Below are 13,788 nucleotides of genomic sequence, written 5' to 3'. Positions count from 1 at the left end.
CGTAGGGCGGCCGTTAGCATGACCGGACACGACGGGGGAGGGCCCATGCCGGAGACGAGCGACTCGAACGACCCGTGGGCACCGCCCGGGAGCAGGCCGCCCCAGGACCGGGTGGATCCGCCGACGTACCAGCCGCCGGCGCGCCCGCCGGGCGTCCATGACCAGCCGACGGTGACCTCCGTCCCGGGTGCCGGGACCGGTGAGCTGCCGCCGCCCCCGACGGCCCCGGGCGGTCCCGGGCCGTCCGTCCCCGGCCCGTACGGCTACCCGGCCGCCACCCCGCCCGGCGGGACCTACGGCTACCCCGCGGCCACCCCGCCGGCCGGGACGTACGGCTACCCCGGTCACCCCGGCTACGGCGCCTACGGGCAGCCCGGCTGGCAGCCGGCCCCCTCCAACGGCATGGGCATCGCCGCGCTGGTGCTCGGCATCGTCTCGGTGGTGCTCTTCTGCATGTGGGGCTTCGGGATCGTCCCGGGCATCCTGGCGCTGGTCTTCGGTGTCCTCGGCCGCAAGAAGGTGCAGCGCGGCGAGGCGGACAACCACGGTGTGGCGCTCGCCGGGATCATCCTGGGCGCGGTGGGCATCGTCGTCAGCGGCGCCTTCCTGGCGTTCCTGATCTGGGCGGTCACGACCTCCGAGGGCGGCTCCGGCCACCAGGACGGGCCCGGCGGCGACCCCTTCGACACGTCCCTGGTCGTCCCCGCCCGGTCCTGACGCCGCGCGGCGGCGGGGACGGCCCGGCGTCGGGCCCTCCCGCGAGGAGGGCGGTGCACGCCCCGGCTCCGCCGCCGTCAGCCGGCTGTCTGCGCCCGGAGCCTGTCGCGGGCGTCCATCAGGGCGAAGCCCAGCAGGTTCAGGCCCCGCCACTGGGCCGGGGACTGCGCGCGCGGGTCGTCGGCGGCCAGGCCGATGCCCCACACGCGGTCCACCGGGCTCGCCTCGACCAGGACGCGGTCGCCCGTCGACAGCAGGAACGCCCGCAACTGCGGGTCCGAGGCGAACTTGTGTTCGCTGCCCCTGACCACGATCCCGAAGCGCTCCCGCTTCCATGCCGTCTCCTCGAAGCCGCGCACCAGCCGGCCCGCCTTCTTCGCGAGCGCCGGGTTCGGCGCCTCGACGGCCTGCCGCTCGGCGTCGGTGTCGCCGAAGAGCCGGGCCTTGGACGCCATCATCCAGTGCTCGGCCGTCGCGTACTCCACGCCGTCGACCGTGAAGGGCGACGGCCACCACTGGCTCAGGCAGCTCGCCCCCAGCGTCCCGTCCCGCTTCGGGGTGTGCCCCCAGAAGTGCAGGAATTTCACGCGCGCACCCGCGCTGACCTGCCCGATCAGCTCGTGGATCCTTTCCATGCACGCCAGTCTGGCAGTCACCACTGACACAACGTACGGAGATTCCGGCGGCCACCCGACACTTGGTCGACCGATTCCGTCGCGTAACCAAAAGGCAACAACGGAATCCCTTGTTGCCCCGCACCTCCTCTGTCAGGATCGGCACTCAATTCGAGCCGGGACAACGGAGAGCGTCATGGGCAACTCCTTCCAGGGACTCGACCGCTTCGCGGCCGGGGCGCAGTACATCGGCGGGCGGCTGCGGCCCGGCACATCGGGCCGGCGCCACACCGTCGTCGACCCCGCGACCGGGCGGGACGTCCTCGACTACGTCCTCGCCTCCACCGCCGACGTGGACGCCGCCGTCGCCGCCGCCCGGGACGCGCTGCCCGGCTGGGCGGGCGCCACACCGGGCGAGCGCTCGGACGCGATGCACCGGTTCGCCGCGCGGCTCGCCGAGCGCGCCGAGGACCTCGCGCACGCCGAGTCCCTCCAGTGCGGCAAGCCCATCAAGCTGACGCGCGAGTTCGACGTGCCCGGCACGATCGACAACACGGCCTTCTTCGCCGGGGCGGCCCGGCACCTCCAGGGGCAGTCGGCCGGCGAGTACAGCGGCGACCACACCTCGTACGTGCGCCGCGAACCCGTCGGTGTCGTCGGCTCCATCGCGCCCTGGAACTACCCCCTGCAGATGGCCGCCTGGAAGATCCTCCCGGCCATCGCCGCGGGCAACACCATCGTGCTCAAGCCCGCCGAGCTGACGCCCCTCACCTCGCTGATGTTCGCGCAGGCCGCCACCGACGCGGGCATCCCCGACGGCGTCGTCAACATCGTCACCGGCGCAGGCCGGGACGCCGGCGAACACCTCGTCGGGCACCCCGACGTCGCCATGACCTCGTTCACCGGCTCCACCGCCGTCGGCCGGCGCGTCGCCGAGATCGCCACCTCCACCGTCAAGCGCCTCCACCTCGAACTGGGCGGCAAGGCACCGTTCGTCGTCTTCGACGACGCCGACCTGGAGGCGGCGGTGCACGGCGCGGTCGCCGGCGCCCTGATCAACACCGGCCAGGACTGCACCGCCGCCACCCGCGCGTACGTCCAGCGCCCGCTGTACGACGCCTTCGTGGAGCAGGTCGCCGACCTGATGGCGACCGTCCGCACCGGCGACCCGTTCGACGAGGACACCGACCTCGGCCCGCTGATCAGCCACGCCCAGCGGGACCGCGTCGCCGGGTTCGTCGACCGTGCCCGCGGCTACGCCACGGTCGTCACCGGCGGCACGGCACCGCTCGGCGACGGCGCTCACTACCGGCCCACCCTGATCACCGGCGCCGCCCAGGACAGCGAGATCGTCCAGGCGGAGATCTTCGGTCCCGTCCTCGTCGTGCTCCCCTTCGACAGCGACGAGGAGGGCCTGGCCCTGGCCAACGACACGCCCTACGGCCTCGCCGCCTCCGCCTGGACCCGTGACGTCTACCGCGCCGGCCGTGCCACCCGAGAGATCAAGGCCGGCTGCGTGTGGATCAACGACCACATCCCGATCATCAGCGAGATGCCGCACGGCGGCTACAAGGCCTCCGGCTTCGGAAAGGACATGTCAACCTACTCCTTCGAGGAGTACACGCAGGTCAAGCACGTGATGTACGACAACACGGCGGTCGCCCGGAAGGACTGGCACCGCACGATCTTCGGGGACCGATAGCCCACGAGCGGGCCGCCCGACCAGCGGCCGCCGCCCCATCCGAAAGGCACAGCGCATGGAGCAGTACGAGCCCGACAGTCTGTCCGCGGCCCAGGTCGCCGCGATGCGGCGCAGTCTGACGAACGGCAGGGCAGCCCTCACCCGCCGTTCCCTGCTGCGCGCCACGGGCGTCGGCGCGCTCACGATCGGCGGTGTCGCCGGTCTGGGCGCCTGTGGGATCCCGCCGGCCGCGCGGGAGGGCGACGGCCCGGCCTCCACCGACTTCTCGGCCCAGGAGAAACGGCTCAGCTTCTCCAACTGGACCCAGTACATCGACATCAGCGACGACGAGAAGTCCCGCCCCTCCCTGGAGGCGTTCACCGCACGCACCGGGATCACGGTCAAGTACACCGAGGACATCAACGACAACGTCGAGTTCTTCGGCAAGGTCAAGCCGCAGCTCGCCGCCGGCCAGGACACCGGCCGCGACCTGATCTGCGTCACCGACTGGCTCGCCGCCCGCATCATCCGCCTCGGCTGGGCGCAGAAGCTCGACCCGGCGAACCTCCCCAACGCCTACGCCAACCTGTCCTCCCAGTTCCGCCGCCCCGACTGGGACCCCGGCCGCTCCTACTCGTACCCCTGGACCGGCATCTCCACGGTCATCGCGTACAACAAGAAGGCCACCGGCGGCCGCAAGGTCGACTCCGTCACCCAGCTCCTCGACGACCCCCGCCTCAAGGGACGGGTCGCGTTCCTCTCCGAGATGCGCGACTCGGTCGGCATGACCCTCATCGACATGGGCAAGGACCCGGGCAAGTTCACCGACGCCGACTTCGACGCGGCCGTCGGCCGCCTCCAGAAGGGCGTCGACACCCAGCAGATCCGCCGCTTCACCGGCAACGACTACACCGGCGACCTCGCCAAGGGCGACCTCGCCGCCTGCCTCGCGTGGGCCGGCGACGTCATCCAGCTCCAGGCCGACAACCCCGACATCCAGTTCGCGATCCCGGCCGCCGGCTACATCACCTCCAGCGACAACCTCCTGGTCCCCGCCAAGGCACGGCACAAGACCAACGCGGAGAAGCTCATCGACTACTACTACGAGCTCCCCAACGCCGCCCGGCTCGCCGCGTACATCAACTACGTCTGCCCGGTCGACGGCGTACGCGACGAACTCGCCGCGATCGACCCCGCGCTCGCGTCGAACACCCTGATCCTCCCGGACAAGGCGATGGCCGCGAAGTCCCGCGCCTTCCGCTCCCTCACCAGCGCGGAGGAGACGGCGTACGAGGAGAAGTTCGCCAAGCTCATCGGTGCCTGAACCCATCGGTGCCCGAGCCGCCGCCGTCCACCCCACCACACCCCTGGGATCGCGAACCCATGACTGACAGCACGAACACCGGCGGCGACGTCCGCCTCTCCGGGATCAGCAAGACCTACGGCTCCTTCACCGCCGTCCACCCGCTCGACCTCACCATCCCGCAGGGCTCCTTCTTCGCCCTGCTCGGCGCCTCCGGATGCGGCAAGACCACCACGCTCCGCATGATCGCCGGCCTGGAGGACCCCACCACGGGCACCGTCCACCTCGGCGACAAGGACGTCACCGACCTGCCCCCCTACAAGCGGCCCGTCAACACCGTCTTCCAGTCCTACGCCCTCTTCCCGCACCTGGACATCTTCGAGAACATTGCCTTCGGCCTGCGCCGGCGCGGCATCAAGTCGGTGAAGAAGCAGGTCGGCGACATGCTCGACCTCGTACAGCTCGGCGACAAGGCCGGCCACAAACCGCACCAGCTCTCCGGCGGCCAGCAGCAGCGCGTCGCCGTCGCCCGCGCCCTCATCAACCACCCCCAGGTGCTCCTCCTCGACGAGCCCCTCGGCGCCCTCGACCTCAAGCTGCGCCGCCAGATGCAGCTGGAGCTCAAGCGCATCCAGACGGAGGTCGGCATCACCTTCGTCCACGTCACCCACGACCAGGAGGAGGCCATGACCATGGCCGACACGGTCGCGGTGATGAACGGCGGCCGGGTCGAACAGCTCGGCGCGCCCGCCGACCTCTACGAGAACCCGCGCACCACCTTCGTCGCCAACTTCCTCGGCACCTCCAACCTCATCGAGGCCGAAGTGGTGGAGACGGGCACGGACGTCACCGTCACGGCCGGCGGCGGCAAGCTGCGGCTGCCCGCCGACCGGTGCGGCGCGGACACCCGCCCCGGCGGCAAGCTGCTCGTCGGCATCCGCCCGGAGAAGATCACGCTCGCCCACGCCGACGACGCGGGCGCGATCGCCGACGGGCGCAACAGGGTCACCGGCCGGATCGTCGACACCTCCTTCATCGGCGTCTCCACCCAGTACGTCGTCGACAGCCCCGCCGGCACCGCCCTCCAGGTGTACGAGCAGAACATCGAGCGCGACTCCCGCCTCGCCCCCGGCGCCGAGGTCGTCCTGCACTGGAACCCGGCCCACACGTTCGGGCTGGACGCCGCCCAGTCGATGCTGGCGGGCACCGTGAGCGACGCGGGCGTGGAAACGGTGGAGGACGCCGCGTGACGATCACCGACATCCCCCGGGCGCCCGAGGCGCCCGAGGCACCACCCGCCGCCGTACGCAAGAGCCCCGCGCGCAAGCGGCTCGTCCCCTACTGGCTGCTCCTGCCCGGCATCCTCTGGCTGCTCGTCTTCTTCGCGCTGCCGATGGTGTACCAGGCCTCCACCTCCGTGCAGACCGGCACCCTGGAGCAGGGCTTCCGGGTCACCTGGCACTTCGCGACCTACTGGGACGCCTTCGCCGAGTACTGGCCCCAGTTCGTCCGCTCCCTGGTGTACGCGGGCACCGCCACCGCCCTGTGCCTGCTGCTCGGCTACCCGCTCGCGTACCTCATCGCCTTCAAGGCGGGCCGCTGGCGCAACCTCCTCCTGGTCCTCGTCATCGCCCCGTTCTTCACCAGCTTCCTGATCCGCACCCTGGCCTGGAAGACGATCCTCGCGGACGGCGGCGCCGTCGTCGGCGCCCTGGACGCCCTGCACGTCCTGGACGTCACCAACTGGCTGGGCTGGACCCAGGGCGACCGCGTCCTGGCCACCCCCATGGCGGTGGTGTGCGGCCTCACGTACAACTTCCTGCCCTTCATGATCCTGCCGCTCTACACCTCCCTGGAGCGGATCGACGGCCGGCTGCACGAGGCGGCGAAGGACCTCTACGCCTCCCCCGCCACCACCTTCCGCAAGGTGACCTTCCCGCTGTCCATGCCGGGCGTCGTGTCGGGCACGCTCCTGACGTTCATCCCGGCGAGCGGCGACTACGTCAACGCCGAACTGCTCGGCTCGACCGACACCAAGATGGTCGGCAACGTCATCCAGTCGCAGTTCCTCCGGGTGCTGGACTACCCGACCGCGGCCGCGCTGTCCTTCATCCTGATGGCCATCGTGCTGATCATGGTCACCGTCTACATCCGCCGGGCCGGAACGGAGGACCTGGTCTGATGCGCCTGCTCCGCAAGAACCTCGTCGTCATCGCGGGTCTGCTGACCCTCGCGTACATGATCCTGCCGAACGTCGTCGTGATGGTGTTCTCCTTCAACGACCCGGCGGGACGCTTCAACTACGCCTGGCGGGAGTTCTCCACCGACGCCTGGCGCGACCCCTGCGGCGTCGCCGACCTGTGCGGCTCGCTCGCGCTGTCGCTCCAGATCGCCGCCTGGGCGACGCTCGGCGCCACCGCGCTCGGCACGATGATCGCCTTCGCGCTCGTCCGCTACCGCTTCCGGGCCCGCGGCGCGATCAACTCGCTGATCTTCCTGCCCATGGCGATGCCCGAGGTCGTCATGGCCGCCTCGCTGCTCACCCTGTTCCTCAACATGGGTGTGGAGCTGGGCTTCTGGACGGTCCTCATCGCCCACATCATGTTCTGCCTGAGCTTCGTCGTGACCGCGGTCAAGGCGCGCGTGATGTCCATGGACCCGCGCCTGGAGGAGGCCGCCAGGGACCTGTACGCCGGTCCCGTGCAGACCTTCCTGCGGGTCACCCTGCCCATCGCCGCACCCGGCATCGCGGCCGGCGCCCTGCTCGCCTTCGCGCTGTCCTTCGACGACTTCATCATCACCAACTTCAACGCGGGCTCGACCGTGACCTTCCCCATGTTCGTGTGGGGCTCGGCGCAGCGCGGCACGCCCGTACAGATCAACGTCATCGGAACGGCGATGTTCGTCATCGCGGTCCTGGTGGTGGTCGCCGGCCAGGTCGCGGCCGGCCGGCGCAAGCGCACAGACGTCTCATGAGTTCCTGAGGGAGTTGGAAACCATGGCCCCAGCCGCCATGCGTACTGCTGCACGATCACTCTCCGACGCCCAGCCCGTCCCCTTCTGGCTGGAAGACCCCGGCAAGCCCGCCCCGCTGCCCGCCCTCACCGGCACCGAGCACTGCGACCTGCTGGTCGTGGGCGGCGGCTACAGCGGCCTGTGGACCGCGCTGCTCGCCAAGGAGCGCGACCCCGCACGGGACGTCGTCCTCATCGAGGGCCGGGAGGCGGGCTGGGCCGCCTCCGGCCGCAACGGCGGCTTCTGCGCCGCCTCCCTCACCCACGGCTTCGGCAACGGCCTCGCCCGCTGGCCCGGTGAACTCGCCACCCTGGAGGAGCTGGGGCTCGCGAACCTCGACGCCATCGAGGCGGCGGTCTCCGCCCACGGCATCGACTGCGACTTCGAGCGCACCGGCGAGATCGACGTCGCCACCGAGCCCCACCAGATGGACGAGCTGACCGGCATGTACGAGGCGGCCGACCGCCTCGGCCTCGCGGACGACCTGGAGCTCCTCGACCGGGACGCCGTGCGCGCCGAGGTCGACTCGCCCACCTTCCTGGGCGGCCTGTGGGACCGGCGCGGCGTCGCCATGCTGAACCCGGCCAGGCTGGCCTGGGGCCTCAAGCGGGCCTGCACCGACCTCGGTGTGCGCGTGTACGAGAACACCCGCGGCCTGGAACTCGCCCGCGCGGGATCGGGAATGGCCGTACGCACGCCCTACGGGCGGGTCTTCGCCCGGCGGGTCGCCCTCGGCACCAACGTCTTCCCGTCCCTGGTCAAGCGGGTGCGGGCCTACACGGTCCCCGTCTACGACTACGCCCTGATGACCGAACCGCTCACGGACGCGCAGCTGGAGTCCATCGGCTGGAAGAACCGCCAGGGCCTCGGCGACAGCGCCAACCAGTTCCACTACTTCCGGCTCTCCGCCGACAACCGCATCCTGTGGGGCGGTTACGACGCCGTCTACCCCTTCGGCGGACGGCTGAGCGCCGAACGGGACCACCGCCCCGAGACCTACCTCAAGCTCGCCGAACACTTCTTCGACTGCTTCCCGCAGCTGGAGGGCCTGCGGTTCAGCCACGCCTGGGGCGGCGCGATCGACACCTGCTCCCGCTTCTCGGCGTTCTTCGGCACGGCCCACGCGGGACGGGTCGCCTACGCGGCCGGATTCACCGGCCTCGGGGTGGGCGCCACGCGCTTCGGCGCGGACGTCATGCTCGACCTGCTGTCGGGGGAGCGCACTGAGCGGACGGAACTGGAGATGGTGCGCTCCAAGCCGCTGCCGTTCCCCCCGGAACCGATCGCCTGGGCGGGGATCGGGCTGACCAAGTGGTCGCTCGCCCGGGCCGACGCCAACGGCGGACGCCGGAACGTGTGGCTCAAGGCCATGGACCGGCTCGGTCTCGGCTTCGACAGCTGACGGTCGTCCTCGTCAGGCCGGCGTCCGCCTGGGGCCGATGCCCTCGCCCTGGGTGGCCGTCGTCGTCCTCGGGCCGGCGTCCTGACCGGCCGACGTCCTGATCCGGTCCTCGTCCTGATCCGATTGCGCCGGGTGCGCGCCCCCGTCGCGCGGATTCACCACCACGTCGGTCCCCTCTCCGCGTAATGATCCCCGCGGACCCCCCTCTCTCCGTGTGAACGCACTGCCCACCGGGGCAGTGACAGACCCGGAGCTGGAGGCAGCGGGCGATGACTGACACGGGGGCCAGGGCCGCGGTGGAGTGGCTGGCGGCGGTGGCGCCGGATCCCGACGCCTGCCGGTGGGAGTGGGAGCGCAACCCCCTCGGGGTCGCGCTCCTGCCCGCCGGCCGGCGCTGGGACGTGCTCATCACCCCCACCGAACTCGGCCACTCCACCCTGGACGTCCTGTGCCGGCTCGTCCGCCGGCCCGGCCCGGTGCTCGCCGACTTCGGCGACGCGCGGCTGGGCTTCTTCGTCCCGCCCGGCACCGCCGCGCGCTGGGTCGGCACCGGGATCCGGGCCGCCGGCCGCGGCACCTGGGTCGTCGTCCCGTACCCGGGCCGGGTGACGGGAGGGGCGCGCTGGCTGGTGCTGCCCGACGGCCGGGGCACCCTCAACGACCCGGCGCTGCTGGAGATGGCCATGCACGAGGCGGCGGCGCAGCTCGCACGGCGTCAGGACCCGTGACGGCGCCTCCCGCGCGGGCGCGGGCGGCGGTCGCCGGGCCGCCGGCCCGAAGGAGGGCGGGCGGTGGCGGCGCCGTGCCAGAGGTCTTGACAACAGGATTGGTCTGGACCAAGTTGTGCGGCGCTCCACCTCGATTCCCCCACACCCGGAGGCAGTTGTGGACCGCACCTCCCTCAGACCCCTCGCGGCCGCCGTCGCGGCCCTGCTCACCCTCGGCGGCCTCACCTCCGCCGCGCACGCCGCCGAGGACGCCGAACTCGCGCGCAACGGCGGCTTCGAGGCCGGGCTGGACGGCTGGAACTGCTCCGCCGGCAGCGGGACGATCGTCACCTCACCCGTGCACGGCGGCACCGGCGCCCTGCGGGCCACCCCGGCGGGCAACGACAACGCCAGGTGCGTCCAGACCGTCGCCGTCCGGCCCGACTCCACGTACACGCTGAGCGGCTGGGTGCGCGGCAGCTACGTCCACCTCGGCGCCACCGGCACCGGCACGACGGACGTCTCCACCTGGGCCCAGTCGGCCCCCGACTGGCAGCGCCTGACCACCACCTTCCGCACCGGCCCCGCCACCCGGACCGTCACCCTCCACACCCACGGCTGGTACGGCACCGGCGCCTATTACGCGGACGACATCTCCCTGCTGGGCCCGGGCGGCGACCCCGTGCAGATCCCGGCCGTGCCGACCGGGCTGACCGCCGGCGCGGCCACCTCGACCACCGTGCCGCTCACCTGGTCCCCGGTGGCCGGCGCCACCTCGTACCACGTCCATCGCGGCGGCACCCGGGTCCTGACGGTGACCGGCACCTCGGCGACCGTCACCGGGCTCACGCCGGCCACCTCGTACGGCTTCCAGGTGTCCGCCGCCAACGCCGCCGGCGAGTCCGCCCGATCGGCGACCGTGACCGCCACCACGCTTCCCGGCGGCGGGGAACCGGGCGGCACACTGCCCGCCCACGCCCTCGTGGGCTACCTCCATGCCAGCTTCGCCAACGGCTCGGGGTACACCCGGATGGCCGACGTCCCCGACTCGTGGGACGTCATCAACCTCGCGTTCGGCGAACCCACCTCCGTGACCTCGGGGGACATCCGCTTCCGCCTGTGCCCCGCCACGGAGTGCCCGAACGTCGAGTCGGCCGCCGACTTCAAGGCCGCCGTCAAGGCCAAGCAGGCCGCCGGCAAGAAGGTCCTGATCTCCATAGGCGGCCAGAACGGCCAGGTCCAGCTCTCCACCACGGCCGCCCGCGACACCTTCGTCTCGTCGGTCTCCAGGATCATCGACGAGTACGGCCTCGACGGCCTCGACATCGACTTCGAGGGCCACTCGCTGTCCCTGAACACCGGCGACACCGACTTCCGCAACCCGACCAGCCCGGTCGTCGTCCATCTGATCTCGGCACTGAAGACCCTGAAGGCCAAGTACGGCCCCGGGTTCGTGCTCACCATGGCCCCCGAGACCTTCTTCGTGCAGCTCGGGTACCAGTACTACGGATCCGGCCCCTGGGGCGGCCAGGACCCGCGCGCCGGCGCCTATCTGCCGGTCATCCACGCCCTGCGCGACGACATCACCCTGCTGCACGTCCAGGACTACAACTCGGGACCGATCATGGGCCTGGACAACCAGTACCACTCCATGGGCACCGCCGACTTCCACGTGGCCATGACGGACATGCTCCTCACCGGCTTCCCGGTCGCGGGCAACGCCGAGCGGTTCTTCCCGCCCCTGCGCCCCGAGCAGGTCGCCATCGGCCTGCCGGCCTCCCCGCAGGCCGGCAACGGCCACACGCCCCCGGCGGAGGTCACCAAGGCGCTGGACTGCCTCACGCGGACGGTGAACTGCGGCTCGTACCGCCCCCACGGCGCCCGGCCGGGACTGCGCGGCCTGATGACGTGGTCGGTCAACTGGGACCGGTTCGGCGGCTGGGAGTTCTCCAGGAACTTCGACGCATACCGATGGGGCTGAACAGGCACGCGCTGGCCACCACGTCCAGCGGCCAGTGGTAGCCCCGCAGCACCAGGCCGAAGCCCGTCGCCACCGTGAGCAGCACGGCGACGGGCAGCAGGCGCCGGTGCACCAGCAGCGCGGCGCCGCCGTAGGCCACCAGGGCGGTCGCCGTGTGCCCGGAGGGGTACCAGCCCGTCTCCGTGGTGAACGGGCCTGCCCGGCCCACGAGCAGCTTCAGCGGGACGACGACGGCGGGCACGAGGGCCATCGCGAGCCCCGCGTACAGGGCCTGGACGCGGCGGCCGCGCCACGCGGCGTACGCCATCGCGACGGCCAGGACGGGGAGGGCGACCTGCAGGTTCCCCAGGTCGGCACAGAACTCGGCGACTGCCTGCGGCCCCCGGCCGGCCAGGGCGCGGCCGGCGCGCTCGTCCAGCCGGGCGACGGGGCCGTGGGCCACGACCTGCCAGGTGACGGCGCCGAACAGGAGCAGCGCGAGGAGGGGAAGAAGAGCCGGCCGCCCCGGAACAGGGGGGGTGGTTCCGGGGCGGCCGCCTGGACCGGTGTGCCGCGCGCCCCGGGGGGTGTGGGGCGGGCGACTGTCCGATCGGTGAGGAGTTCCGGAGCCGGAGGCTCCGGGGCTGTGCGCGAAGGCACGACCAGGACGAGGCTGGGGAGGCTCCGTCCCGGAGCCGTCCGCAGTCCCCTGCGGACGGGGTGTTCCTCTCATCTGCAGAAACCGTACGGCAGAGAACCGGGGGCCGACAGCCGGATCTCCATCCCGCCATCGGCCCCCCACGGCTTCTTCACAACCGGTCGCTGAGCGTCACACGCCCGCGAACGCGTTCTCGATGATGTCGAGGCCCTCGTTGAGCAGGTCCTCGCCGATCACCAGCGGCGGCAGGAAGCGCAGGACGTTGCCGTAGGTGCCGCAGGTCAGCACCAGGACGCCCTCGGCGTGGCAGGCCTTCGCGAGCGCGCCGGCGGCCTCCGGGTTCGGCTCCTTGGTTGCCGGGTCCTTCACCAGCTCGATCGCGATCATGGCGCCGCGGCCGCGGATGTCGCCGATGATCTCGTACTTCTCCTGCATGGCGGCGAGGCGGCCCTTCATGACCTCCTCGATGCGCTTGGCCTTCGCGTTGAGGTCCAGCTCCTTCATCGTCTCGATGGCGCCGAGCGCACCCGCGCAGGCCACCGGGTTGCCGCCGTACGTACCGCCCAGGCCACCGCCGTGCACGGAGTCCATGATCTCGGCGCGGCCGGTGACGGCGGCGAGCGGCAGACCGCCCGCGATGCCCTTGGCGGTGGTGATCAGGTCCGGGACGACGCCCTCGTCCTCGCACGCGAACCACTGGCCGGTGCGGCAGAAGCCGGACTGGATCTCGTCGGCGACGAAGACGATGCCGTTGTCGTTGGCGAACTTCACGATCTCGGGCAGGAAGCCCTTGGCGGGCTCGATGAAGCCGCCCTCGCCCAGCACCGGCTCGATGATGATGGCGGCGACGTTCTCGGCGCCGATCTGCTTGCTGATCTGGTCGATGGCCTGCGCGGCGGCCTCGGGGCCGCAGTTGTCGGGGCCGGTCGGCCAGCGGTAGCCGTAGGCCACCGGCACACGGTAGACCTCGGGCGCGAACGGACCGAAGCCGTGCTTGTACGGCATGTTCTTGGCGGTCAGCGCCATCGTCAGGTTCGTCCGGCCGTGGTAGCCGTGGTCGAAGACGACGACGGCCTGGCGCTTGGTGTACGAACGGGCGATCTTGACCGCGTTCTCGACGGCCTCGGCGCCGCTGTTGAACAGCGCGGACTTCTTGGCGTGGTCACCCGGGGTGAGCTCGGCGAGCGCCTCGCAGACCTCGACGTAACCCTCGTACGGCGTGACCATGAAACACGTGTGCGTGAACTGCTCCAGCTGGGCGCTCGCCCGGCGCACGACGGCCTCGGCGGAGGCGCCCACGGAGGTCACGGCGATACCGGAACCGAAGTCGATCAGGCGGTTGCCGTCGACGTCCTCGATCACACCGCCGCCGGCGCGGGTCGTGAAGACCGGCAGCACCGAGCCCACGCCGCCCGCGACCGCGGACAGACGGCGGGCCTGAAGCTCCTGCGACTTCGGGCCGGGGATGGCGGTGACGACGCGGCGCTCCTGCGGGATTTCGGTCATGCGGGGCTCCTGGGGTGGGGTCTTTCGGACGCTGCTTCTCTTTCTTCCGCAGGCTAGGCGGGGTGGGCGGCGGGAGGCATGCTCCGTTCGGGAGTGGTCGGCGCCGTGTCCTTGTCCGGGACGGACATACCGACCCCGGTCGGCGGGGCGCGCCCCGCCGCCGCACAGTTGTCCACAGGTCGGTGAACCGCCCGCCCCGGACGGCTAGATTGACCAGGGCACAGA

At 71.7% G+C, this 13,788-nt stretch carries 12 protein-coding genes; 9 read left to right on the top strand and 3 right to left on the bottom strand.

Annotated features, from left to right (window positions below; all coding sequences use genetic code 11):
- Window positions 1-45: 45 nt before the first annotated feature.
- Window positions 46-717: a DUF4190 domain-containing protein gene (locus tag A4V12_RS17355; RefSeq protein WP_064070264.1), complete on the top strand. Its 672-nt coding sequence runs from the start codon at window positions 46-48 to the stop codon at window positions 715-717.
- Window positions 718-794: 77 nt separating this feature from the next.
- Here A4V12_RS17355 and A4V12_RS17350 read toward each other — a convergent pair whose 3' ends face one another.
- A complete protein-coding gene (locus A4V12_RS17350; protein ID WP_064070263.1) occupies window positions 795-1,352 on the bottom strand; it encodes an NADAR family protein in 558 nt (185 codons plus the stop codon).
- 175 nt (window positions 1,353-1,527) lie between these two features.
- Between A4V12_RS17350 and A4V12_RS17345 the strand changes: the two genes are divergently transcribed.
- The 8 genes from A4V12_RS17345 (at window position 1,528) to A4V12_RS17310 (ending at window position 11,420) form a co-directional block, all read left to right on the top strand.
- The gene (locus A4V12_RS17345) at window positions 1,528-3,033 is read left to right on the top strand and encodes a gamma-aminobutyraldehyde dehydrogenase (protein WP_064070262.1); all 1,506 of its coding nucleotides are present in this window, start codon (window positions 1,528-1,530) and stop codon (window positions 3,031-3,033) included.
- A gap of 55 nt (window positions 3,034-3,088) precedes the next feature.
- Complete coding sequence (locus tag A4V12_RS17340; RefSeq protein ID WP_064070261.1) at window positions 3,089-4,336, top strand: polyamine ABC transporter substrate-binding protein; 1,248 nt, start codon at window positions 3,089-3,091, stop codon at window positions 4,334-4,336.
- Window positions 4,337-4,395: 59 nt separating this feature from the next.
- Window positions 4,396-5,565: an ABC transporter ATP-binding protein gene (locus tag A4V12_RS17335; protein ID WP_064070260.1), complete on the top strand. Its 1,170-nt coding sequence runs from the start codon at window positions 4,396-4,398 to the stop codon at window positions 5,563-5,565.
- Entirely contained in the window at window positions 5,562-6,497 is a 936-nt protein-coding gene (locus A4V12_RS17330; protein ID WP_064070259.1) for an ABC transporter permease, read from the top strand. Before A4V12_RS17335 ends, A4V12_RS17330 begins: the two co-directional genes overlap by 4 nt.
- Window positions 6,497-7,291 carry an ABC transporter permease gene (locus tag A4V12_RS17325; RefSeq protein ID WP_064070258.1) on the top strand — a complete coding sequence of 265 codons (795 nt, stop codon included), beginning with the start codon at window positions 6,497-6,499 and terminating at the stop codon, window positions 7,289-7,291. Before A4V12_RS17330 ends, A4V12_RS17325 begins: the two co-directional genes overlap by 1 nt.
- A gap of 22 nt (window positions 7,292-7,313) precedes the next feature.
- Entirely contained in the window at window positions 7,314-8,732 is a 1,419-nt protein-coding gene (locus A4V12_RS17320; protein ID WP_064070257.1) for an NAD(P)/FAD-dependent oxidoreductase, read from the top strand.
- Window positions 8,733-9,001: 269 nt separating this feature from the next.
- A complete protein-coding gene (locus tag A4V12_RS17315) occupies window positions 9,002-9,460 on the top strand; it encodes a hypothetical protein (protein ID WP_064070256.1) in 459 nt (152 codons plus the stop codon).
- Between the two features lie 157 nt (window positions 9,461-9,617).
- A complete protein-coding gene (locus tag A4V12_RS17310; protein WP_064070255.1) occupies window positions 9,618-11,420 on the top strand; it encodes a chitinase in 1,803 nt (600 codons plus the stop codon).
- On the opposite strand, the gene A4V12_RS17305 is transcribed toward A4V12_RS17310, so the two are convergent.
- On the bottom strand, window positions 11,356-11,862 hold the full coding sequence (locus A4V12_RS17305; protein ID WP_423551509.1) for a phosphatase PAP2 family protein: 507 nt from the start codon (window positions 11,860-11,862) through the stop codon (window positions 11,356-11,358). The genes A4V12_RS17310 and A4V12_RS17305 overlap by 65 nt on opposite strands.
- Window positions 11,863-12,228: 366 nt before the next feature.
- The gene (gene gabT / locus A4V12_RS17300; protein WP_064070253.1) at window positions 12,229-13,563 is read right to left on the bottom strand and encodes a 4-aminobutyrate--2-oxoglutarate transaminase; all 1,335 of its coding nucleotides are present in this window, start codon (window positions 13,561-13,563) and stop codon (window positions 12,229-12,231) included.
- Window positions 13,564-13,788 lie beyond the last annotated feature (225 nt).

This window comes from Streptomyces noursei (assembly GCF_001646665.1).
Lineage (GTDB): Bacteria > Actinomycetota > Actinomycetes > Streptomycetales > Streptomycetaceae > Streptomyces > Streptomyces lavendulocolor.
The sequence above is the reverse complement of the archived record's forward strand: the minus strand, read 5'-3'. Positions and strand labels throughout refer to the sequence as shown.